Origin of the sequence: Longimonas halophila, assembly GCF_002554705.1 — a bacterium.
Taxonomy (GTDB): Bacteria; Bacteroidota; Rhodothermia; order Rhodothermales; family Salinibacteraceae; genus Longimonas; species Longimonas halophila.
Window position 1 is genome coordinate 22,450 of the sequence record NZ_PDEP01000008.1, and the last position, 22,015, is coordinate 44,464.

Consider the following 22,015-nt stretch of genomic DNA (forward strand, 5'->3'; position numbering starts at 1 on the left):
AAGACGTTAGAGGGAAAGAGACGGCAGGATACGAAAGAGCGGTGGGTTACAGCGAGAACGTGGCTGTGAGTCCAAACAGGTGGGCGTCGAAGCTATAGAGCCCGTTTGTGTCCGGGCGGCCTTCAGACAAACCGCGCGTACGTCCGCGCCGGTCGTTCTGCCCCAGGTACTGGTACGACGCATTCACGCGCAGCAGGTCGCTTGCTTGCCAGCCCGCGCCAAGCGTAAGGTGGTTGCGGTCGTTTTCAGGGAGCAGCGGCGTTACGACCTCGTCGGGAGCGGCTGCCTGATTGAAGAGGTAGCCGCCTCGTACGGACCACGTGTCAGTAAGCTGGTACTCGGCACCCACACGAATGGCGTTGGTATCGCCATAGTTTTCGTTGCGGACCACAGGATCCTCCTGGTTCTCAAACTCAATCACGATCTGATCGAAGCTCGACCACTGCGTCCACTGATAGTCGACCATGAGCGTGAGGCGGTCGGTGGCCTCTACGCTCGTTCCCAACACGACCTGCATAGGCATCGTGAGGGAGGTCTCAATTTCTTGTGTTCCCAGCGCGTTTCCATCGTCAAACTGACCGCGGAGGAGGGCATCTAAGTCGGGAAAGACTGTAACAGGTTGTCCCAGAATTTCGGATAGCTGCGGGGTCGTAGGCAGACCAGTACTGATCTGGCTAAAGGTGGCCGTTCCGGTATAATTGAGCTCAACAGGAGCCATCACCCGTGCGCCAAACCGAACGCGGTCTGTGGCTTCTACCTGGACGCCCAGATGTGCGCCCAGTCCAAACGCCCAGTCCCCCTCCAGTTTTGAGTCAGCAAAAGCGGTGTGAAACGGAACGCCGATAGCTCCAAAGCTGGTGTCACTACCAGGTAGAGATTGGTCGGACAAATCCACAACCTGATTCAACTCTACCGTTCCCATCACTATATTAGGTCCGCCGCCCACTGAAATGCGATCAGTCAACTGGTAGGCCACGGTCGGCTGAATGTAGATGGACTCGACGCTGTTGTCGTACCCTTCAAAGGCCCCCTCAAAGTCGCGGTCCCATTCGGTGGCGAGCCCGTACGGCACGAACACGCCCAAGCCAAGTGCCAGATCAGGCGAGAGCCGGTGTGAGGCATACAGGTGCGGGGCCGGAATGGGGCTGTTCTGCAGATCTGTTGTCTGCTGCGTATAGTCGTCGGTAAAGGAGCCGCCTGCTGCAATGATGGTAGTACCCAGGCTTACGGTAGTGCCCTGCGTGCTTAAGAGGCCAGCGGGATTGAAGAAAATGTCTGACGCATCCCCACATGAGGTAGCGACCCCGGCTCCGGCGCGTCCCATAACGCAGGTGCCTTGTTCGTAGACACCAAACCCTTGGGCTGCACTGGATGCGGGAACCAGTCCCCAGAGCAAGAGCACGGTGGCAACGGCAGCAAGCACGCCGTAAGGCGCAGCATCAACAAAGCGCTTCCGGATGGAGCATAGCAAATAAGAGATCATAATCGATCAAGGTGATAGTGGACAGGATGGGTAGGCGCTGGCCGTGGGCACAGCCAACCACCAAGTGAGACGGCGATTGGGCCAGTGCGTGTGGCACTTAACAGTGTTTAGTCATTAACAGATCGTAACAATGGTACTATCTGACACGGGCAAAAGCAACATGCTCTATGAGATGTATCCAGAAATAGGACAGTAGGGTATGAAAACGGCCGTGGCGTCGGGCCGCGCCATTAGAAGGCAGTGCCATTAGGATGGAGTTGGGCTGGAAGCGGCAAAGTAGAGTCCCCGCTACGTGGTGGATTCTTACGTTGCGGGGTCTTCAGAGGCCACATCGATGTCAGGGTCGCCGGGGTCGGCGTTAGGGGTGGCGCCGTCGCCCTCTACAGGCGACTCGACTTCCGGCATGATGTCGTCTTCGGCAGGCTGCGCCTGGCGTTCGGCTACGGGCATAGCCTGTGTATCTGGCGATCGCTGTTGCTCGATAACGACGAGGGCCACCGTCTCGGTTGCATGGCCACCCCCCAGCGGGGTCGTCTCAACCACGCGCCATCCATTCGACAGATGTTCGTTGAGTGTCGTAAGACCGTGGACAGAATCGCCTGCTACGCGGACGAGAAGGGCTTTCTGGTCGGGGTGCTCCATGGCAACCAAAGGTCGGTGATGAAAAATGAGAGGCTGCAACTCCGTGTACATCCGGCAATACCACCACGCAGCAGCCCGGATTGAGGTTGCATTAGCGTGTTTGCACTAAATTGTTTAGTTCTACATGGCTCCCCCACCACGTGTTGGTTTGATCTACGATGTGTTCTCCGATTATACCTGGAGCAATGAGGATCCGCCCGATGCGGATGCCGAGTTCGAGCCAATCGAAACCGTTGATGTGCTCGAAGAAGCGCTGCGCCAGTGTGGCGCCGAACCCGTGCGCGTAGGACCGGCTCGCGCGCTACAGGACCGGCTATGCACTGGGCTCGCTCTCGATGCGGCCCTGACTATTGCCGAGGGGCAGGGCACGCGCAACCGGGAGGCACATGCTCCCATCTTGTTGGAACTGGCAGGCATCCCACAGTGGGGATCTGATGCGCTCACGCTCTCACTCACCCTCGACAAAGCGACAACCAAAGACCTGGCAGTTCGCGCGGGCGTCAAAACGCCGCCGTGGACGGTGTTTTCGGGGGCAGATGCTGCCAACAAAGATGCTCTTCCGGCACCGTTTCCGCTCTTCGTAAAACCGCGCTACGAGGGCACCTCCAAGGGTATTATGCCTGTCAGCAAAGTGAATACCCTCGATGCATTACGCGACGAGGTGAATCGGCAGACGGCGCTATACCGGCAAGACGTGATCGTAGAAGCCTTCATCGAAGGCGGAGGCGAGTTCACCGTCGCCGTGGTAGGCAACGACCCGCCCCGTGCGCTGCCCGTGCTGCAACGTGCGGTAGAGCCTACCACTGGCATCGGCGTGCATGCGCTGGAACGGCGCGGCGCTCCAGACCGTGAATGGGATTACACTATTGCGGGCACGCTCTCTGAATCCCTTGAAACCCGCCTGTGCCGCGATGCACTGCGCCTCTATCAGAAGCTGGAGTGTCGCGATGTGGCGCGCCTCGACTTTCGGGTGGATGCGGATGGCACGCCGTACTTTCTGGAGATCAACCCGCTCCCCACATTTGCGCCCGACGGCACCTTCGCGATCATCGCCGAACTAATGAACCGCCTGTATCCCGATCTCCTGGCGGATGTGATTGCAGCAGGACTGAAACGGCTGGGTGTGTACCCGCTTGCAAACAGAGACCCGCTTTCCAGTGGGATTTCCCTGGCCGAGTTATAAGTACACAGGACGCAGCGCTCGCTACGCCGTGCTCGGTGTGCTGTGGGTAACGAGATAGGAGATGCAATGCGCTGTGCCCGGCTGTCTGTTTTGATGCTAACCTTTTGTTCTGATTCTGCATGACGTGTTCCCCCTCGCGTCCCCATATTGCTGCCGATCGGTCGGAGGAATGGACCGACTGGCGCTGGCAGATGCGTCACCGCATCCACACGCTCAATGACCTCACGGACTGGATTCGGCCCACTGAGGCCGAGCGCCAGGGGGTCGCGGAGACGGAGCCGGTCTTTCGGTGGAATATCACGCCGTATTATGCCGCGCTGATGGATCCAGACGACCCTGCGTGTCCGGTACGGCAACAGGTCGTGCCGCACATCAACGAGATGCAGGATGACCTGGTCAACGAGCTCGACCCGCTGCAGGAAGTGGCGCACTCGCCGGTGAAGAATCTGGTGCACAACTACCCCGACCGCGTGGCGTTTTGTGTGACGGCAGAATGCGCGGTGTACTGCCGCTTCTGCCTGCGTAAGCGCATGGTGGGTGATGCCGACTTCTTTTTGCGCACGGGCGAACTGCAAAAGGCTATTGACTACATTGCCGACACCCCCGCTATCCGCGATGTGCTGCTCACAGGCGGCGATCCGCTCACCTTCAACAACGCGCATCTGGAGTGGCTACTGACGCGGCTCACGGCCATCGACCATGTCGAGATTGTTCGCTTCGGCACGCGCATGCCCGTAAAGCTGCCATACCGCATTACCGATGAGCTGTGCGACCTGTTGGCCCAGTACACTCCGCTCTGGATCAACACCCACTTTAATCATCCCAACGAACTGACCGCGGATGCTGATGAGGCGATAGACCGGCTGCTGCGAGCCGGCATTCCTGTGGGCAACCAAACCGTACTGATGCGCGGAATCAATGACGATGTGGAGACGATGAAAGCGCTCTGTGAGGGACTTGTGGCCATGCGGGTGCGTCCGTATTACCTGTACCAGGCGCAAGTCATTGGCGGTACGGGGCACTTGCGCACGCCTGTTGAAACGGGCATGCATCTGATGAAGGCGCTGCGGGGCCAGACCACCGGATTTGCGATTCCGACCTATGTGCTCGACACGCCCTACGGTAAGGTGCCGCTGAACCGGTCGTGGGTGCGCGGTCGCGCGAGAGATTATGTGGTGATGGAGACATATAACGGCACGGTCTGGGCCGAACCCAATCCACTCCCGGCGTCGTACGCACATTCCGATATGTTGCCTCGCATCCCGTATCCCGAAGCCGCAGAGACCGTCGCCTCTACGGCTCAGCGCCCTGCGGCTGTATAGATCAGAATATGCGAGGTGGCACTTCTGCGCAGCGTGCCTCGTACAGCATTGCGTAAGGCATAATATATGCAACTTAAGTTGCGGGGCATAGCATCTAACTTCTTCCCCGACTTCGTCATTCAGCGCATATGCCGATAGCCATTGGGAGGAACCGAGACACAAGCGCAGTGACTGACGAGTGAAAAGGAGCACAACGCCTCGCTGTATCCATCGTACGCTAACTTAGGGAAACGATTTGTGCCATCGGCACTCGCTCTCGCCATAAAACGAGAACTGGGGCAGGTGCTAAGTATTTGTGAAAGAAAGGTGCACATAGCATTGTGTCCCTGCGGTGCAGGCGGTGTTGGTTGCGTTACCGCTGTTCATCGTGTATCATAAGCCGGATTCTTGGTCCGTCACTCGCGTTTATATGATTCGACTCATTCTTGCTGGACTGGCCGTGCTTCTGGCTGTGCTGGCGTTTGCCACAGGCCAGTCGTGGCTGTATGCCACGGCTGGCGGTACAGGCGGCGTGGCGTTAGGCCTTGTTGTGTACCAGCTATGGCTGCGTCATGGACCGAAACCCTCGTCGCAGGCATCCCGAAACGAAGATCGGGACGCGCTGGGGCTTTCGTCGGTACGTCCCATGACGGAGCGCTCCGATGCGAATACGTCTAACAGTGCCTCGTCAAACGGCACCGAGGCTGCCCCGCCGAGCACGCAAGAGCAAAAAGACCCTCGCCCCGCTACGGCAGAATCGTCCTCAGGGCAGAAAGCTGCGCAAACGCGTGACGCATCGCAGGGTAACGCCGGCAAGACGGCGCAGGGTGCTAAGGACTCCACTGGTTCGGCGGCGCAGACGGCTAAGGAAGCTGTTGAGGCCGATGAAACGCCGGACCCCGCAGGCGATCCCCGTGTGGAGGCGTTTGTGCGGGCACTGCGCCACAGCCTGCAGGCCCATACGGTGGCGCTGCTCGTTCAGGAAGAGATGGCGTTGGAGTATCGTATTGCCGGGCTCGACAGTGCGGCTACTGCGGTGCAGCGGAGCGGCAGTTTCTCGGCTCCGGTGCCGCTGGTTACCGCCCGTATGTCGCACGCCGACGTTACGGTGCGCAGCCTTGGCGATGAGCCGCGCCTGCGCGAAGCGCTGAACTACTATTCCGACGATGCGCCTTCCCTGCAACATGTAGCTGTGGCTCCTATTCAGCACGCCCAGCAGTCGGCTACCTACTTTTTGCTCGCCGATGGGGATGCTGATGTGCCGCTTCCACACCAGCATACGAAGCGACTGCTTGCGCAAGGGGCATCTATGTTGGGTCATCTGTTGGGATACGATCCAACTGCACTTGGGCCGTCGATCCCCTCAACCGATAGAGACAGCCGAAGCGGCACTGCCACGGCCGAGACACAAGAGAGCGGATCTTCGGAGTCTGCAGCAGCAGAGGATGAGATGGTGGACATGACCACGCCCTCGCCCGAGGTAGAACGACAGGGGCCGCGCCCACGCATTGAAATTGTAGCGGAAGAGATGGAAGAGGCTTATGCGGCAGAAGCACCGCTCGCCCTTGCACTGGTCCATCTTAACCGTGCCGACATGATTGCCGAACAAGGCCAAGATACCGTCGAACGTGCGGAGCAGTTGCTGTATGAGACGTTACAGGAGGCTGCCCCGAACCAGCGGGTTGAGCGCTTTGGCGAACTCACCTATGGCGTCTTCCATCGCGCCCACGTACAAGACGTAGAAGAATGGACGCTCACGGTGCACCGGGGGATGCTTCGGGCAACGGGACTGCTAAAGGGAGGCGTAAGCATTGGCGTTACCGTGATGGGACAGCGCCACGAAACAGCCAGCGACTTTCGGGGCGAGGGTATGGAGGCGCTCCACGAGGCCTACAAGTCGGGGGCGCCGGTAATTATTGACTGAGGGATGCTCTATGCGTCCGAGACCGATTCCGGACACGGCTGTTGTGTTACGCTTGGCGCGGTCATACGAGCAAGCATGAAAGCCTGTCGTCTCCTCAAAAAACAAAACAGGTTCCATGCCCAATCCGGTGCGTTACGGATGCAGGTAGGGCTGTCCGTGTCTTCTGTTTGTCATCACTAACCTTGCATGATGATGCGCTCCTTTGCTGTTTGGACGGTCGGCCTGATCGCGGTGGGAAGCGTGCTCCTGGGGGGATGTGGAAGCAGTGCCCGAGCGCCCGAGCGTCCTGAGCCCTCGGTAATGCCCGCGCCGCCGGTTCCAGAAGCGCCCGACGAATCCACAGCAGCGCGGCCGACACCAGATGCAGTTCAGCAACTCGTTGAGGCGGCCCTGCAAGGACGACAGCCCACCTCGTACGAAGCGGTCGTGCACCGACTGGGTCCCCCGCAGCGGGTAACGGCACAGACGGTCGACAACGCCTATGCTGCGGGACAGGTGGATACGGTGCGTACGCTGTACTATCCTGCGCTGCAGGCGCGGGTGTATATCCGAAGTGATGATGCCCACAGCTTTCTCATTCAATTGCAACTCTTGGCGTCATTTTACGCAGATCCGAATGGCCTACGAGTAGACATGGCCCAGCAGGCGGTGCGCCAGCAGTTGGGGGCGCCGCAGCGCGTAGAAAACGGGATCTGGGTGTACGAAAACGTGCAGCAGGGGGCTGCCGACCTGCGGCTCAGTTGGGACGGCGAGCACCTGCGGGCCATCACGTATGTGTTCCACTTTTCGTGATGAGGTTTTGGGGCCTACGGATATGCTACTGATCTAATTTCGTCGGTATGTACCTTAAGTTCTCGCTTAATCTGCTGATGACCCATCGTCACGAGAATAACCTGAACCCCTTCACGGCGAGCAAACTGCATAGCAGGGACAAAATCGCTATCACCAGTCACAAGAACCAGACGTTCAACAATTGACTTGCTGGAAAGCCATGCCACATCCAGTCCGATTTTCATATCAACACGCTTCTGAGTTAGATCCGGTGCAAAGTCGTCTTTTGTAATACCACGTCCCGATGAGGCAAGGTCGCGTGCGGATCTTCTTTTGACCTTCCATCCATCGAATGATAGTTCTCCACTCCGGAATGCAACATTTTTGGCGATCTCAAGGTCACGTATGAATGCGCGTTTACTGGCATACGTGTCAGTACGACTGAAGTCAACCTCTTCGCCTGTAATCGGATGGGTTTCTATTTCTCCATAAGGCGGACAGTAGTAACAGTAAATGCGGAAGAGCTCCTCTTCTGCATCGTCGATACATTCGTGTGCAAATTGTCGAACCTCGTTCGCGGTAGCCTGACGCTTACCTAACGCGCGATACAGTTTGTGGATTACAAATCCGAGGTCAAGCAGTACGGCAGTCTGCTTCATTAGTAAGTGAGAGTTGATCTACAAAGTGAGATAAGGTATACGGTAAAATACAAAGGCCTCTCCCCTTAGATGAAGCAGTTGGGGAGAGGCCAAAGATAAATGCCGGCCTACCGGCGTTGACGGATTACAGTGACAGAAAAGAAGTAATAATGTAAAAGTTCCCGTCCCGCAACGCCCTATCGCTCCACCTTGAGCGCTTTGCGGACCAGCGCATCCGCCGAGTCGATGTCGGCATTGTCGCGCAGGACCACGCGGATGGCGCGCTCAGCATCGGCACGCGACAGGCCCAGCGATTCGAGGGCCGCGAGAGCGTCGGCGCGGGCGCTGGCTTTTGCATCCGACGAGCCCGTAGACGCAGCGCGGGAGCCGCCCAGATCCATCTCCGAGAGCGGATCGCGTAGCTCCACAATGAGACGCTCAGCCGTCTTGCGCCCTACGCCCGAAATCTCCTTCAGGCGCGCGGTATCGCCGTTCAGCACATGGTCGCGCAGCGCACGTGGCGACATCGCGGAGAGCGCTGACAGCGCCAGACTCGGACCCACCCTCGACACGCCGCGCATAGTGTTGAACAAGGTGCGCTCGGCCTTGGTGGCAAAGCCATACAGCGAAATGTCGTCTTCGCGCACGTAGTGCACCGTGTACAGATGCACCGACTCGCCCGTGTCGGGCAGCTCTTGGAACGTCGAGGTTGGAATGTCAATGGCATAGCCGAGGCCATCTATATCCACCACCGCCTGCTCGGTCGTTTTTTCGACGAGCGTGCCCGAAACGTACGTAATCATACCATCAGCGTAGAAACCAAACAGAAACGAAGGGGCCCACCTAAGGTGCCTGGAGCGCTATGCGGCGGGGCGGGCAGCGGACTGCGCGGCCTCGCGGTCCCAGTTCATCACAATCGGGATGCGCCGTCCCATACCAAACGCCTTGTCGGTGACACGGATGCCCGGAGGCGCCTGACGCCGCTTGTACTCGTTCTGGTCGACCATGCGCAGCACCTGATGCACCAGGTCCGGGTCGTAGCCGGTTTCGGCAATGATGGTGCCCGCCTCCTCCATCTCCTCAACATAGCGCGCCAGAATCGTGTCGAGCACTGCGTATTCGGGCAGCGAGTCGGTGTCTTCCTGATCGGGACGCAGCTCAGCCGACGGCGGTTTGTCGATCGTGTTTTGGGGGATGCGGTCGGTTCCGGCTTTGCTATTGATGTAGTTGGCAAGCTCATAGACCTTCGTCTTCAAGACATCCGACAGCACCGCGACACCGCCATTCGTATCCCCATAAAGCGTCACGTACCCGACAGCCATCTCGCTCTTGTTGCCGGTAGACAGCAGCAGGTGCCCAAACTTGTTGGAGAGCGCCATGAGCGTGATGCCCCGGCTGCGCGACTGGATGTTCTCCTCGGCCACGCCGGGTTCGGTGCCGCTGAAAGTATCAGCAAGCATGTGGTCGAAGGCGTCGACGGCGGGAGCAATCGGGATCTCCTTGAAGTCGATGCCCAGGTTGCGCGCCAGCTGCTCGGAGTCGGTCACCGAGCCTTCCGAGGAAATCTCCGACGGCATGGTCACGCCGAGTACGCGGTCGGGACCCAGCGCTTCGGTGGCCAGCGCACACGTCACCGCCGAGTCGATGCCGCCCGACAGCCCCACGAGTGCCTTCTCAAAGATGCCCGTTTTCTCGTAGTAGTCGCGGATGCCAAGCACCAGCGCATCGTGCAGGTCCGCAATATCGTTACGGGCAGGCGGTGGGGTGGGCGTAAGAGCATCCAGATCGACCACCACGAGGTCTTCGTCGAACGGCGTTCCGGCAGCAGCGCATGTGCCTGACGCCGTATACACGCGGCTGTTGCCATCGAACACAATCTCGGTGTTGGCGCCCACCTGGTTCACAAACGCGAACGGCACGTTGTGCTGCGTGGTGGCGCTTTCAAGCAGCGCTTCGCGCTCGGCAGCCTTGCCCATCGAAAAGGGCGATGCGCTGATGTTCAGCAAGAAGTCGGGACGCTGCTCGGCAAGTTCGGCAATCGGATCGCGGGTGTAGCGGCGATGCGGCACATTCGGATTGCAGTTCCACATGTCTTCGCACACGTGCAGCCCAATGCGCATCCCGCGCCACGACACGACCTGTGCCTCGGGGCCGGGCTCAAAGTGGCGGTCTTCGTCGAATACGTCGTAGGTGGGCAGCAGCGCCTTTGAGCGGACGGTGGCCTCCGCGGCCCCGCGCTCCAGCAGTAGCGCCGTGTTGTAGAGCGGACGGCCCTCGGGGTCGGGGTTTGGTAGCGGGGCCCCCACGATAACGCCGATGCCTGCGGGGATCGTGCTTGCAAGCTCGGCAATGGCCTCCTGCACCGCCTCAATGAAAAGCGGATTGCTCAACAGGTCCTGTGGTGGGTAGCCTGTGAGGCAGAGCTCCGGAAACGCCACCAGGTCGGCCCCCGCCTCGGCGGCCTGTTCGGCATACGACACAATGCGCTGGCAATTGCCGTCAAGGTCGCCAACGGTCGGGTTGATTTGAGCAAGGGCAAGCGTCATTAGCAGGTAAAGGGTTCGTGAGCAGAAGAAAGCCCAATTGACATCAGGAGGTGCAACGCCATCGCCCGGTTGACACGTTCCGGAACCGAAGAAGGGCAGTTCAGGAAATCGAAGGCGGTCGAGCTGGATAGTTCGGTGTGCCGGGGCTACTGACGTACGGACTCAGAGCGCGTTAGGGAGTCATTGGCAGCATGTGTAGTCACCCAACGGTTGATGGGTTTTTGAATGCCGTCAACGATGGTACTAACAACAAGTCCCCACACGCTCACGCCTGTTAGAAGGATAGGTGTAATGACCAGCAAGACAAATCGGGTTTCGTTTGGATCGCCCAGTTCTTCGGGCGCTGCGGTTGTCCAGAGTCCTAACTGGACAAAAGCCATGTATCCCACAATGGCCCAGAAGAGCCACACAAGACGTTGACGGAGCGAGCGGGTGCGGCGCGTTCCGAAGACAGCAATCCAAACAGTGTGTGCTGCCCACATGCCCAGCGCCGTAAGGAGCCACATGATTATGGGTGCGGCTTGAGAGAGAACGGGAGATGCATTAAGAGCGAGCGCTCCCAGTGTATCAACAGCCTGCGTAGCCATTTCTTCTTCGGCCGCCTGAAGTATCAGAGCATGGGCTATTGCCATGGGCAGACGCGCAGCATACAAAAGGGCGTCCTGCAGAAAAGCAATTACGCCGCCGTACAACGTGGGGAGCGTGAACGCAAACGCCAGAAACCACCCAATGAGCATGGGCACAAGCTGTGTCCAGCGCACATAGTCTAAGCCGATTTTAGCGAGTGCGCCAATGAAATATACAGCGTCGTTTTGGTTCAGTATCGCCATGCGGATTGCGGGGAGTTGTAGCTGTCACCGGGAGACAACGGGAGCAATCACACATGCGTAAAGGAGGCCGTGCAACCGGCCATTACGGCGAGTCGAAATCAGAAGATGGGGTTTTTTGTGCGGGGCGAGGCGGCGGTTCTTCCCCAAACCAGCGCGGCGGGTCGTAGCCCGAGCCGCCCAGCGGATGGCAGCGCCCAATGCGATACAGCGTAAGGATCAGCCCCTTCACCGCTCCATACTCACGTAGCGCCTGCTCAGCGTACGACGAGCACGTCGGGTGGAAGCGGCAGCTGGGCGGCGTAAACGGCGAGATCGCCGTCCGGTAGACCCACAGCAGGCCCAGCAGCACGTAGCGGGGCAGCCGCCAGAGCCTGCGCGCCCAACGAAAAATGACGGTGCGTATGGTATCCATAGGAGATGTGTACGCCTGTCATTTCCACAGAGATTCGACGTATCCGCCATACAATGGAAACTGCCATATCAGCGCCGCCGGAGACGTCCGCGCCGTTCGATTACGGGCATAACTTATACCATCTGCGTAGGATCATCGTACAGGTGTTTGCAAGCTGTGAATCTTTAGTCCGGGATCAGGAGCGAAGCGCTGGGAACGCAGTGACCGAGTGCTCGTGGGGTGCGGATATCCCGGGCGGCCTCCAACCAAACGTGTACATCGAAGTCTCGCATCCGGTATTACTACGTTCGTTTCCAGCTCTGTGGTGATAGAGCGCCTTACCAGGAGTGAGAATTAGGGTCCAAATAGATCTGACAGGTCTTCCGAGACCTGTCAGATCTTTATCATCAAAAAAAGCCCGGCTCCTTCGGAAAGGGCCGGGCTGCTGCGTTTCTTTCTGATGTGTTGGAGCGTGAGGGCTACTCGACGCGCACGCGCTGGCGCCCAATCTTGTAGCTGCCGCTTTTGGCGCGCACCTGCTGGGCATACTCGCTGGGCACATCCACCATGGTGTGGCTGGGGTGAATGTCGATGCGTCCGATGGCGCTTCCTGGCATCTTGGTGGCACTGGCCAGCGTGCCGACGACCTGCCCCGGACGCGTGTTGTTGCGCGCGCCGGTGTTCAGGCGCAGGCGCACCATGCCGTCTTCGTGCGAGTCGGCAGGCGGGGCTGTCTGCTTGGATGTATCCGTGCGCTGGGCCGCTTTGCGCCGCGTGCGGGCCTCGTGGAGGGCAGCAGCGGCAATGGCCGCCGGGTCGTGGCCTTCGTCAACGAGGGCGTCGATGATGTCGCGCTCGCGGCGGGAGTCGTGGGCGGCCATCCAGGTGGCCACTTCGGCGCGGAGGGTGGCGTCGCGGTGGGCCTGCACCTGGGCCTCGCTTGGCACGTCGGTGCGCTCAATGGTGCGTTTGATGTGCCGCTCCGTCTGCTTCAGGCGCTTGCGACGGTTGGGCGTCACGAGTGTAAGCGCGGTGCCCGAGCGTCCGGCGCGCCCGGTACGGCCCACGCGGTGCACGTACACCTGCGGATCGCGCGGCAGGTTGTAGTTGAACACGTGCGACACGTGGTCGATGTCGAGTCCGCGCGCAGCCACGTTGGTGCCCACCAGAATGGTGATGTCGCCGTTGCGGAAGCGGTCGAGCATGCGCTGGCGCTCGGGCTGATCCATTTCGCCGTTAAGCGCACCAGCATTGTATCCCTTCGACTGCAAGGTGTCGGCCAGGCGGAAGGTGTCGTTGCGCGTGCGGGCAAACACAATGGCGCTGGTGATGTCTTCGGTCTCCAACAGACGCATGAGTGCTGGTGTGCGATCGCGCTTGTTCGCAACCGGGTAGTAGCGCTGCTCAATGCTGGATACGGTGCGCTCTTCCGGCTCCAGGCGGCACGAGGCTGGATTATCGAGCTGCTGCTTGGCCAGCCGCTGAAAATCGTTCGACATGGTGGCCGAGAAGAACGCCGTCTGGCGCGCATCGGGCGTGGCTGCGAGGATGGATTTGATATCCTCGATAAAGCCCATGCTGAGCATCTCGTCGGCCTCGTCGAGCACGGCCACTTCGACGGCGCTCAGGTCAAGTGCGCCCTTGCGAATCAGGTCGAGCATGCGTCCGGGCGTGCCCACAACGACATCGACGCCCTTGTTGAGGCGTCGGGTCTGGCGCTGGTACGGCTGTCCGCCGTAAATGGGCAGCACGCGGATATCCAGGCGATTGCCGTAGGCGTAGACCGCCTCGGCCACCTGTTTGGCGAGTTCACGCGTGGGCGTCACGACAATACTGCGCAGCGTGCCGGTACCTTCGCCCAGATTGTGAATCATCGGAAGTGCAAAGGCCGCGGTTTTGCCCATGCCCGTCTGGGCCTGGCCCACCACGTCGCGTCCGGCGAGCATGGAGGGAATGAGCGCTTCTTGAATGGGGGTGGGTGTGGTGTAGCCACGATCGCGTACGGTATCGGCGAGCGTGGAACTCAGCCCGAGGGCTGCAAAGGGGGTAGACATAAACGAGGAAGCAATACAGAACGAAAGGCCGAGAGATGGGAGCTGGCGGCCATGTGCAAATATGATCCGCCACTTCGTCCTGTACAAGCAATGAGCCACAGGCCGCACGTAGAAATGTGGGGCGTCGGCTCCTCCAATCGAGTCGGACGACCCAGGTGCGGAAACTACACCTATGTATAAGCGGCGGGCGCGTGGGGGATGTGGAGGGCGCGTCTGCTTCCCGCGAACACTGCGCAGAGTTGAGCGGCGGGGCTGTAGACGGAGATTGGAAGCGTCCCACGGGCTGGGACAACTCCACATGAAGTGCTGCTTCAGATCCACCCCTCAGTCGCTGCGCGACAGCTCCCCTCTCCAGGGGAGCGGCCTGGGGCGACGCGCTTGCCCTTGTTTCTTTCTGCGCTAAACAGATACGGACCGTTCACCTCAGGAAAGACTTTTATTGAGAGGGCTATCACTCAACACCCATCCACTCCTCGATCGTGTGCGCAACGAACCAATCGGCGGTGCGTACGGATCGTCCCGTGTTTCTGTGAATCAACCCTCACATGCCCGTGCCCAACGACCTACTCGACGCGGTTCAGTTCGATGACGACGGCCTGGTGGCTACCATTGCGCAGGACCACGACACCGGCGACGTCCTCATGATGGCGTATATGACCGCCGAAACGCTCAAGGAAACGCTGGAAACCGGACGCATGGTGTACTGGAGCCGCTCGCGACAGGCGGTGTGGCGCAAGGGCGAAACCAGTGGCAACGTGCAACGCGTGCAGGCCGCACACCTCGACTGCGACGGCGATGTGCTGCTCTTTCAAGTCGAGCAGGTCGGCGACGCGGCGTGCCACACCGGACACCGGTCGTGCTTCTATCGCCGGGTGGAGCGCGACGGCTCGCTCGTGCATGACGGCACCAAAGTCTTCGATCCTGATGAAGTCTATGGCGCATAGGCACGGACCTTCGCCTCCCTCAGATTACCCTTCATACACCCATGGCTACCGACACGAATGAACGAAGCACGGCCTGGCACATTGCGCTGTTTGTGGGCGCATTGGTGCTGTGCGAAGGCGTAGGCGCGCTGGCGGGATACGTAACGCAGGGCCCGGTACAGACGTGGTATCCCACCCTCAACAAGCCGTTCTTTACGCCCCCCGATTGGCTTTTCGCGCCAGTATGGATTACACTCTACGCCATGATGGCCGGTGCGTGGTATCTGGTGCTGCGTCGCGGGTGGTCTACTCCCGGTGTAAAAGGAGCCAGCACTGCATTTCTTGTGCAGCTCGTACTCAACGGTACATGGTCGTTCGTCTTCTTTGGGATGCAATCCATTGCAGGCGGCCTCGTTGTCATCATTGCGCTGCTCCTGGCCATCCGGTGGACGCTCAAGCACTTCTACCCGCTTAGCGTAACCGCCTTCTGGCTGCTGATCCCGTATCTGTTCTGGGTCATGTACGCCACACTGCTCAACGGTACGCTCTGGATGATGAACTGAGCGGCCGCACCAGACGGCGCGGATGCGGGAGCGGCGTTGACGACGCAGGCATCGTGCTCGACGTGCAGGAGATCCTTCCACCGACAGTAGTCGGGGCGACAGCGGCCGGACTTTGCAGATGCTTGGCGCATCTGCGGCGCTCAGGATGACATCATGGTGGGGGAAGTGTAAGAAGGATGGCGCAAACCCCAACCCGCTCCCCTGGAGAGGGGAGCTGTCGCGTTAGCGGCTGAGGGGTAGATGAAACAAGCACCGCTGAGGATGCGCCGTGACGACTCAGCGGACGCGGGAGCGTCCTCATGCTTCCGTCAACGCAGGAGCGTTGACAGCAGGAGAAAGCGTTGGGCAGAAGGCGCCACTCGTCGCAAGGCTCCGCCTTGTGACGTCCTCATTTAGGGGCTCTGCCCCGTACGGAAGCCGGTAGATCCTGCGTACGAAGATCGCCAGAGATGCGAGCGATGCCGAACCCACGCAAGACGCGCCGGGGACGTGCCAGTCCCCGGCTATCGGCATGCTTTGTCCGCCACGTATCCCCAAAAGCGCCCGTAGCGCGGGACTGGACACGTCCCGCGTTGGCTGTATGAACGCTCACACCGACACCGCAGTGCGCTCGGCGCGCTCTTGCTGAGCGTTCTGCTCAATGCGGTCGCGCAGGGCGTTGAGCATCCCCGAGAACAGCAGGCTATGCGGCAGCGCGAGCAGATACCAGTAGAGCGTGCCCCACAGGCCGCGCGGTTCAAAGAAGTTGGTCTGCGTAACGACGGAGGTGCCGGTGCCATCCGGCTCCACCTCATACTGCATCCAGGCGCGGCCCGGCATCGTCATTTCGGCGCGAAGGCGCAGCAGGTGTGGACGGTCGATGTCTTCCACGCGCCAGAAGTCGACCGTGTCGCCGGCGCGCAGCGTGGTGGGGTGGCGGCGCCCCTTGCGGTACCCAATCCCGCCCATGAGCTGATCCAGGTAGCCGCGTAGCTGCCAGAGGGCATTGCCGTAGAGCCAGCCCGTTTTGCCGCCGAGGCTTTCAATCACCGCGAAGGCCTGCTCCGCCTCCGCCTGGACCTGCACCTGCCTTGTTTCCTTGATGAGGCCTTGCGTGGTTTCGAGCGACACGTCCACCAGGCGTCCACGGGGATGCGAGGAGACGGCGCTGTTCCACACGGTGGGGATGTCGTTCGAGGCGTAGCGCCGCAGGGCCAGCCGCACGGCCGCCTCGTACGAGATGGGCTCTATCTCCGGAAACAACCGACGCGCCGCCTCGGGGTTGTCGACCGTGACCTCGTTGTCGAGCCCCTCGATGAGCGGACGCGCAATCTGGTTGGAGATGGGCGTGACCAGTCCGACCCAGTGCGAGGACAGCCCGGGCGTAAGAAAGGGCACGTTCACGATAGGACGGTTCAGGCCGCGTGCCTTCGCGTAGCGCTGAAACATGTCGCCATAGGTCAGCACATCCGAGCCGCCAATCTCGATGACGCGTCCGGCACTTTCAGGCTGCTCCAGCGCAGCCACCAGGTACTGTAGCACGTTGCGGATGGCAATAGGCTGCGTCGGCGTCTGCACCCATTTCGGGCAGATGAGAATGGGTACGCGCTCGGTGAGATACCGAATCAACTCGAACGAGAGGCTGCCCGAGCCCACAATGACCGCTGCCCGAAACTCGGTGACGGGAATGGAGCCGTCGCGGAGCACGTCGCCGGTTTCCATGCGGCTTTTCAGGTGATCCGAGAGGCGCTCGCCCTTCGGACGAATGCCGCCCAAGTAGATGAGGCGCTGCACGCCTGCGGATGCGGCGGCCTCGCGGATGTTAGTGGCCGCGCGACGGTCGCGCTCGGCAAACTCGGTGCCGCTACCCAGCGAATGGATCAGGTAGTACGCCGCGTCGACGCTGTCGAATACGCCGGGGAGCGTGTCGGGCTTGAGGGCATCCCCTGTTACGACCTCGACGCGGTCGTGCCAGGGCTGTGCGTGCAGGCGGTCGGCGTCGCGCACGAAGCAGCGCACGCGGTAGCCCTCGCGCAGCAAGCACGGCACGAGGCGTCCACCTACGTATCCGGTAGCACCCGTAACGAGCACTGTTTGAGGAGCAGAAGCCATGAGAAGCGCGGCCAGTTGAGAAGCAAATCAATGGATGTATGAAATGCTTGGTACCGGGTACGGTTTGCAGGACGACCAAAATGAAACACAGCCAGATGCAACGATGCTGTTCGCCCTGCTCCTGCAACGACGCACAGCCCCACCGGCGCATCCGCATTACAACAACATCCCATCTGGCAGGGACCCGCATCATACATCGTTCATCTATGCTACTGCAACACATGACTTCCTTTCGACACGCTCTCTTAAACCTTCCCCCTTGTTATGGCTGATAAAAAAGAAGACACCCAAACGTGGCCCGAGCTCGCTATCGGACTGTACGATAAGCTGACCGGGCGCGGCGCTGAGATCTCGTACGAGTTTGACAACTTCGAGCTCGAAGTGCCCAGCAAAGTAGGATCTGGAGCGGAATACGCCAAGTGGAAAATGAACGGCACGCTCCGCATCCGCACCCGCGACGATGCATAACGACGGCCCGATGCAACGCCGCTGCTCCGCCATTGGCTTTTCTCTATCCGGTGTGATTCGACATGGCAACTCCGCTTGACGTACTCGGCGATTTGGACCTTACCGTTGACGGCGAATACGTTGCGGTACGTGGCGACGGACGCCGCGTTGTGGTGGATGTGCCATCGCTGGCCACCGCGCGCCGCCTTATCACGAAGACGCCGTACGGCGACACACCGCGAGCCACAGCCGCCTACGTGAACGATCTCCTGGCGGAAGTGGATCTGACCCTTGATGTGATGCTTAATCACAAGCGCGTTGTGCGCCTGGGGGCCGATGCGCGTCCGAATGCGGTGTCGCGCCTGCTGAACCTGGGCAATGTTGAGGTGCATCCGTCGGTGCCTGCCCGCGAGAGCGCCGCCCGCAATCCTGTGGCTACGGCGCTGTTGCTCATTACGGGCGTGGGGCTGTTACTCTGGCTTCTGCGTCGCGGCGATGACTGACCGCGGGGGCACTGCATCGGAAACCATACCAGCATAGCAAAAGGGACAGCCTGCAAACGGCTGTCCCTTTTTTAGTTGGTGCGATAGCCAAGACCTGACAGGTATTCAGAGACCTGTCAGGTCTGTCTTATGCATGACGCTACGTTACTCGTCCGGCAGCGCACGAGGGGCACGGACGGGCGGTGCGGGCTCGTCGAGGACGGGGTCCTCCTCCGGCAATCGCATCATGGCTTCCTCAATCGCCCGGTCAAGCTGCGGATCCTCGCCCTCAATGACCTCGCGCGGCGTCTGCACGACCGGAATGTCAGGCGATACGCCCTCATTCTCCACCGCCCAGTTGCCGTCGCGGTCGAAGAATCCGCCTCGGGGCACGGTCAGGGTTCCGCCATCCAAGAGCGGCGGCGTATCCCAAATCCCTACGAGTCCGCCCCAGGTACGGCGGCCCACAATGGGACCGATCTCCATGCGGCGGAACAGGTAAGGCAGCAGGTCGCCGCCCGAGCCCGCTGCTTCATTAGCGATCAGGACTTTGGGCCCCCACACGCCTGCGCCCGGCGTGGTGAAGGGCGTGCGCTCGGCGATTGGGTTGTTAAAGAAGCCATGCAACTCGCGCGACATGATATCCACCATGTAGTCCGCAGCCGAGCCACCGCCGTTGAAGCGCTCGTCGATGACCATGCCGCCGTGGTCCTGCTGCGCAAAGTAGTAGCGGTTGAACGCGTCGTAGCCCGCCTGGGCCGTGTTGGGCACGTAGACGTAGCCCAACTCGCCATTGGACTGTTCTTCGACGTAGCGGCGGTTGCTTTCAATCCAGGCACGGGTGCGCAGCCCCGATTCGCTGTCCACCGGTTCCACCATAACCTCGCGCGCACCGTCGGTTGTCGGCTCGTCGTTTACAAGCAGGGTAACGGGGCGACCCGCAGTGCCTTCAAAGGGCGCGTAGGGGTTCATGTCGGTGGTGAGCGGGCGGCCTTCCACTGCTAAGATGTAGTCGCCCGTTTCTACGTTGATGCCCGGTGCGCGGAGGGGCGCGTTCAGGTCCGGATTCCACGCTTCGCCGTCGTAGATGCGTTCGATGCGGTAGCGCTCGCCATCGGCTTCGAGGTCGGCGCCCAGCAGCCCCGTGCCCGGCCCCTCTGTGCTGGGCAGGTCGCCGCCGCCCACGTAGGTGTGGCCCAGCGAGAGCTCGCCCACCATCAGCTCCAACACGTAGTTCAGGTCCTCGCGATGTCGCACATGGTCGACCCACGGGGCGTACAGGTCGTAGATATTCTGCCAGTCGAGGCCGTGGTAGTTCTCCACGTACAGATAGTCGCGATGAAAGCGCCACGCTTCGTCAAAGATCTGCTGCCACTCGGCCATCGGAGTCACCGGCATCTGCACGCCCGACAGGTCAATGGCGCCGTCGCCGGGTGAGGGCGGCTGCGCGGTGGGTACAATGCCCCACTGCCCCATCGCCTGGTACAAGACCTGCTCGCCAGAGTGCGCAACCTCAAACTGCGTCACGCCCTCCAGGAACGGCTGGGCCTCCCGCGTATCCAGCTGGTACTGGTGGATGCGCAGGCCAGGCGCGTTGGGCACCGACTCGCCTACGAACACCGTGCCGGCCGGACCCGCATCCAGGCTCATATACATCCGCGCGGGCAGGTCCAGGGCCAGCGTACGCTGTGCCAGCCCCTCAGGGTCGATGCGGACCTCCATCTCTTCGTCGGATCCGTTGTCTGCGTCGCCGTTTTCTTCGGAATCGCTGGTCGCCTCCTCATCGCTCTCGGGCAGGAGGGGCGAGGGCGTGTCGCTGTCGAGCACCGTCAGGTAGACGCTGCGCTCCACCGGACGTTCGTACGAACTCATGTCGAGCCAGCCGGTGTTGAGGCCGTAGTCGGTGCTGGCCATGAAGTAGAGATAGTCGCCGCTCGCATCCCACACCGGATTCACGGCATCGGCCATGCCGTCGCTCATCGCGATCGCCTCCTCATCCTCCAGCGAGTACGCGTAGACGGTCCGAAACTGGCTGTCGAGGCGCTTGGCATAGGCAATCCACTCGCCGTCGGGCGACCACTGCGGATTCATGGTGCGTCCGGGCGGAGTGTACAGATCCTGGTCGATGCGCGTGGCTTCTTCGCTCTCCACATCGAGCACCCACAGGTTGCGGTCGGTGTCAGTAAAGAGGAGGCGTTCGCTATCGGGCGACCACTGCGGGCGGTAGTAGAACACGTCGTTGGGCAGGGGGATGCTGCGGGCTTCGCCGCCCTGCTGGTTGGTGATGCGCAGCGCGTACTCGCCGCTTCGATCCGTGAACCAGGCGATCTGCGAGCCGTCGGGCGACCACGCCGGGTAGCGGTCCGCTGCATCGGAGGCCTGCGAGAGGTTGCGCCACGAGCCGTCTTCAGCAGGGACAGTAAAGATTTCGCCACGTGCTTCGATGACTGCGCGCACGCCATTAGGCGAGAGGTCGGCATTCGTGGCCATGGAGCCCACTTCCTTCCACTGCTCGCGCGCCCACGGAAAGTCGCCGCGCACGGTCACCTCAAGCTGGGCCTGCGTATCCTGCTGCAGATCGTGCCGGTGCAGGTAGCCGCCCTGCTCGTAGACAAGCGTCGAGCCATCCACATCGAGCGACTTGACGTCGAACTCGGTGTGTTCGGTGACCTGTATAAGCGATTCGTCGGCGACGTTGTAGGCATAGACGTTCATGACCATGTTGTCGGCCCGATCGGAGAGGAAGTAGACCGTATCGCCCGCCCACACCGGCTGCGTATCGATGGTGCCCTCGAAGGGGAGTTCGGTGTGCTCATACGTCTCCATATCCAGGATCCAGATCGGGTGCACCTGTCCGCCCCGGTAGCCGCGCCAGTGGTCTTGCCAGCGCGTAATGGGCTGGTAGACAAAGCGCTCACCATCGGGACCGAACCCGCCCACATCGCCCCGCGGAATGGGCAGCGGATCGGGGGTGGCATCGCCCACGCCAATGGTCCAGAACCGCTGGTAGGAGGCGGGGGCCGAGTCGCGCGCTGATGCAAAGACAATCTGCGATCCGTCGGGCGTCCAGCCTTGCACCGTATCGGTGCCGGGGTGGTACGTGAGGCGCTCAGGCGGGCCGCCTTCTACTGGAATCACGTAGACATCGGTCTGTCCGTTGTAGCGTCCCGAGAACGCGACCTGCGATCCATCGGGAGAGAGCTGCGGGTTCGAGGCCACGCCTGCAAAGCTGGTGAGTCGCTCGGCGTCTCCGCCATTGAGCGGCGTACGCCAGATCTCGCCTGCGTAGGCAAAGACAACGGTTTCGCCCTGTACGCTGGGCGTTTGAAGCAGGCGCGTGCCCGCGTCGTTACCCGACTGCGCGTGGGCCATCAGGGGAAGGCTAAGCAGGAGCAGCAGACCTGCCAGTTTGCGAAAGCGCGAAGCACGTAGCATAGGGCTGTGGGTGGGTGTGGGAAAAACGAACGAATGGAATATAACATGCTAACTTTCGGGCGGGGTTGCAACCGCTTCCAGCGGGATTTCTGGGGAATTGAAGGGGGCACGTGGTGCTGGGGATGCGCCGTGCTTCGGGGGCATTACCTTCGGCCCCAGCCTATTGAGGCTGCTCGGAGCGTCCTGATACCGACAGCCGTGGGTAGAGGACGTACTCCTGGGTTGGCCAAAGTAAAAAATCAAGATAGGCTCTCAGGCTTTTGATGAGCGTACCTGCATCCCCGAGTGCTTGCGGAGGCAGAGCCTCCTGG

Annotated in this window: 17 protein-coding genes and 1 pseudogene; 8 read left to right on the forward strand and 10 right to left on the reverse strand. The window is 60.7% G+C overall.

Features of this window, described 5'->3' with window-relative positions; all coding sequences use genetic code 11:
- Positions 1–46: 46 nt before the first annotated feature.
- Positions 47–1,483 (reverse strand): OmpP1/FadL family transporter, encoded by a 1,437-nt coding sequence (locus CRI93_RS09295; protein ID WP_098062361.1) that lies wholly within the window; start codon positions 1,481–1,483, stop codon positions 47–49.
- Positions 1,484–1,786: 303 nt separating this feature from the next.
- Complete coding sequence (locus tag CRI93_RS09300) at positions 1,787–2,125, reverse strand: hypothetical protein (RefSeq protein ID WP_098062362.1); 339 nt, start codon at positions 2,123–2,125, stop codon at positions 1,787–1,789.
- 124 nt (positions 2,126–2,249) lie between these two features.
- Here CRI93_RS09300 and CRI93_RS09305 point away from each other — a divergent pair, with 124 nt between their 5' ends.
- The 4 genes from CRI93_RS09305 (at position 2,250) to CRI93_RS09320 (ending at position 7,325) form a co-directional block, all read left to right on the forward strand.
- Positions 2,250–3,308 carry a D-alanine--D-alanine ligase family protein gene (locus CRI93_RS09305; RefSeq protein ID WP_098062363.1) on the forward strand — a complete coding sequence of 353 codons (1,059 nt, stop codon included), beginning with the start codon at positions 2,250–2,252 and terminating at the stop codon, positions 3,306–3,308.
- Positions 3,309–3,427: 119 nt separating this feature from the next.
- Positions 3,428–4,630, forward strand: a complete 1,203-nt coding sequence (locus CRI93_RS09310; RefSeq protein ID WP_098062364.1) for a KamA family radical SAM protein — start codon at positions 3,428–3,430, stop codon at positions 4,628–4,630.
- Between the two features lie 409 nt (positions 4,631–5,039).
- Entirely contained in the window at positions 5,040–6,533 is a 1,494-nt protein-coding gene (locus tag CRI93_RS09315; RefSeq protein ID WP_098062365.1) for a hypothetical protein, read from the forward strand.
- 186 nt (positions 6,534–6,719) lie between these two features.
- The gene (locus tag CRI93_RS09320) at positions 6,720–7,325 is read left to right on the forward strand and encodes a hypothetical protein (RefSeq protein ID WP_098062366.1); all 606 of its coding nucleotides are present in this window, start codon (positions 6,720–6,722) and stop codon (positions 7,323–7,325) included.
- Positions 7,326–7,339: 14 nt separating this feature from the next.
- Here CRI93_RS09320 and CRI93_RS09325 read toward each other — a convergent pair whose 3' ends face one another.
- The 6 genes and pseudogenes from CRI93_RS09325 to CRI93_RS09350 all read right to left on the reverse strand — a co-directional run bounded on the left by CRI93_RS09325 (position 7,340) and on the right by CRI93_RS09350 (position 13,763).
- A complete protein-coding gene (locus CRI93_RS09325) occupies positions 7,340–7,963 on the reverse strand; it encodes an NYN domain-containing protein (protein ID WP_098062367.1) in 624 nt (207 codons plus the stop codon).
- 176 nt (positions 7,964–8,139) lie between these two features.
- A complete protein-coding gene (gene ruvA, locus CRI93_RS09330; RefSeq protein ID WP_098062368.1) occupies positions 8,140–8,745 on the reverse strand; it encodes a Holliday junction branch migration protein RuvA in 606 nt (201 codons plus the stop codon).
- A gap of 57 nt (positions 8,746–8,802) precedes the next feature.
- Positions 8,803–10,488 (reverse strand): NAD+ synthase, encoded by a 1,686-nt coding sequence (locus CRI93_RS09335; RefSeq protein ID WP_098062369.1) that lies wholly within the window; start codon positions 10,486–10,488, stop codon positions 8,803–8,805.
- Between the two features lie 146 nt (positions 10,489–10,634).
- The gene (locus tag CRI93_RS09340; RefSeq protein WP_098062370.1) at positions 10,635–11,318 is read right to left on the reverse strand and encodes a hypothetical protein; all 684 of its coding nucleotides are present in this window, start codon (positions 11,316–11,318) and stop codon (positions 10,635–10,637) included.
- 157 nt (positions 11,319–11,475) lie between these two features.
- Positions 11,476–11,730: pseudogene (gene yidD, locus CRI93_RS09345) on the reverse strand (membrane protein insertion efficiency factor YidD); the annotation flags it as partial.
- Between the two features lie 458 nt (positions 11,731–12,188).
- Positions 12,189–13,763 carry a DEAD/DEAH box helicase gene (locus CRI93_RS09350; protein WP_176521811.1) on the reverse strand — a complete coding sequence of 525 codons (1,575 nt, stop codon included), beginning with the start codon at positions 13,761–13,763 and terminating at the stop codon, positions 12,189–12,191.
- A gap of 551 nt (positions 13,764–14,314) precedes the next feature.
- Here CRI93_RS09350 and hisI point away from each other — a divergent pair.
- Positions 14,315–14,707 carry a phosphoribosyl-AMP cyclohydrolase gene (gene hisI, locus CRI93_RS09355; RefSeq protein ID WP_176521812.1) on the forward strand — a complete coding sequence of 131 codons (393 nt, stop codon included), beginning with the start codon at positions 14,315–14,317 and terminating at the stop codon, positions 14,705–14,707.
- A 41-nt stretch (positions 14,708–14,748) separates the two neighbouring features.
- A complete protein-coding gene (locus tag CRI93_RS09360) occupies positions 14,749–15,249 on the forward strand; it encodes a TspO/MBR family protein (RefSeq protein ID WP_098062374.1) in 501 nt (166 codons plus the stop codon).
- Between the two features lie 588 nt (positions 15,250–15,837).
- On the opposite strand, the gene CRI93_RS09365 is transcribed toward CRI93_RS09360, so the two are convergent.
- A complete protein-coding gene (locus CRI93_RS09365) occupies positions 15,838–17,340 on the reverse strand; it encodes an SDR family oxidoreductase (RefSeq protein WP_098062375.1) in 1,503 nt (500 codons plus the stop codon).
- 264 nt (positions 17,341–17,604) lie between these two features.
- Between CRI93_RS09365 and CRI93_RS09370 the strand changes: the two genes are divergently transcribed.
- Together CRI93_RS09370 and CRI93_RS09375 are read left to right on the forward strand one after the other, a co-directional pair.
- Entirely contained in the window at positions 17,605–17,808 is a 204-nt protein-coding gene (locus CRI93_RS09370) for a hypothetical protein (protein WP_098062376.1), read from the forward strand.
- A gap of 62 nt (positions 17,809–17,870) precedes the next feature.
- Positions 17,871–18,290 (forward strand): hypothetical protein, encoded by a 420-nt coding sequence (locus CRI93_RS09375; RefSeq protein ID WP_098062377.1) that lies wholly within the window; start codon positions 17,871–17,873, stop codon positions 18,288–18,290.
- 144 nt (positions 18,291–18,434) lie between these two features.
- On the opposite strand, the gene CRI93_RS09380 is transcribed toward CRI93_RS09375, so the two are convergent.
- Entirely contained in the window at positions 18,435–21,704 is a 3,270-nt protein-coding gene (locus CRI93_RS09380) for a S41 family peptidase (RefSeq protein ID WP_217992521.1), read from the reverse strand.
- Between the last annotated feature and the right edge of the window lie 311 nt (positions 21,705–22,015).

Excerpts from the sequence above, each read along its gene's own strand:
- CRI93_RS09295 (WP_098062361.1), bottom strand. The coding sequence starts at position 1,483 with ATGATCTCTTATTTGCTATGCTCCATCCGGAAGCGCTTTGTTGATGCT.
- CRI93_RS09300 (WP_098062362.1), bottom strand. The coding sequence starts at position 2,125 with ATGGAGCACCCCGACCAGAAAGCCCTTCTCGTCCGCGTAGCAGGCGAT.
- CRI93_RS09305 (WP_098062363.1), top strand. The coding sequence starts at position 2,250 with ATGGCTCCCCCACCACGTGTTGGTTTGATCTACGATGTGTTCTCCGAT.
- CRI93_RS09310 (WP_098062364.1), top strand. The coding sequence starts at position 3,428 with ATGACGTGTTCCCCCTCGCGTCCCCATATTGCTGCCGATCGGTCGGAG.
- CRI93_RS09315 (WP_098062365.1), top strand. The coding sequence starts at position 5,040 with ATGATTCGACTCATTCTTGCTGGACTGGCCGTGCTTCTGGCTGTGCTG.
- CRI93_RS09320 (WP_098062366.1), top strand. The coding sequence starts at position 6,720 with ATGATGATGCGCTCCTTTGCTGTTTGGACGGTCGGCCTGATCGCGGTG.
- CRI93_RS09325 (WP_098062367.1), bottom strand. The coding sequence starts at position 7,963 with ATGAAGCAGACTGCCGTACTGCTTGACCTCGGATTTGTAATCCACAAA.
- ruvA (WP_098062368.1), bottom strand. The coding sequence starts at position 8,745 with ATGATTACGTACGTTTCGGGCACGCTCGTCGAAAAAACGACCGAGCAG.
- CRI93_RS09335 (WP_098062369.1), bottom strand. The coding sequence starts at position 10,488 with ATGACGCTTGCCCTTGCTCAAATCAACCCGACCGTTGGCGACCTTGAC.
- CRI93_RS09340 (WP_098062370.1), bottom strand. The coding sequence starts at position 11,318 with ATGGCGATACTGAACCAAAACGACGCTGTATATTTCATTGGCGCACTC.
- CRI93_RS09350 (WP_176521811.1), bottom strand. The coding sequence starts at position 13,763 with ATGTCTACCCCCTTTGCAGCCCTCGGGCTGAGTTCCACGCTCGCCGAT.
- CRI93_RS09360 (WP_098062374.1), top strand. The coding sequence starts at position 14,749 with ATGGCTACCGACACGAATGAACGAAGCACGGCCTGGCACATTGCGCTG.
- CRI93_RS09365 (WP_098062375.1), bottom strand. The coding sequence starts at position 17,340 with ATGGCTTCTGCTCCTCAAACAGTGCTCGTTACGGGTGCTACCGGATAC.
- CRI93_RS09370 (WP_098062376.1), top strand. The coding sequence starts at position 17,605 with ATGGCTGATAAAAAAGAAGACACCCAAACGTGGCCCGAGCTCGCTATC.
- CRI93_RS09375 (WP_098062377.1), top strand. The coding sequence starts at position 17,871 with ATGGCAACTCCGCTTGACGTACTCGGCGATTTGGACCTTACCGTTGAC.
- CRI93_RS09380 (WP_217992521.1), bottom strand. The coding sequence starts at position 21,704 with ATGCTACGTGCTTCGCGCTTTCGCAAACTGGCAGGTCTGCTGCTCCTG.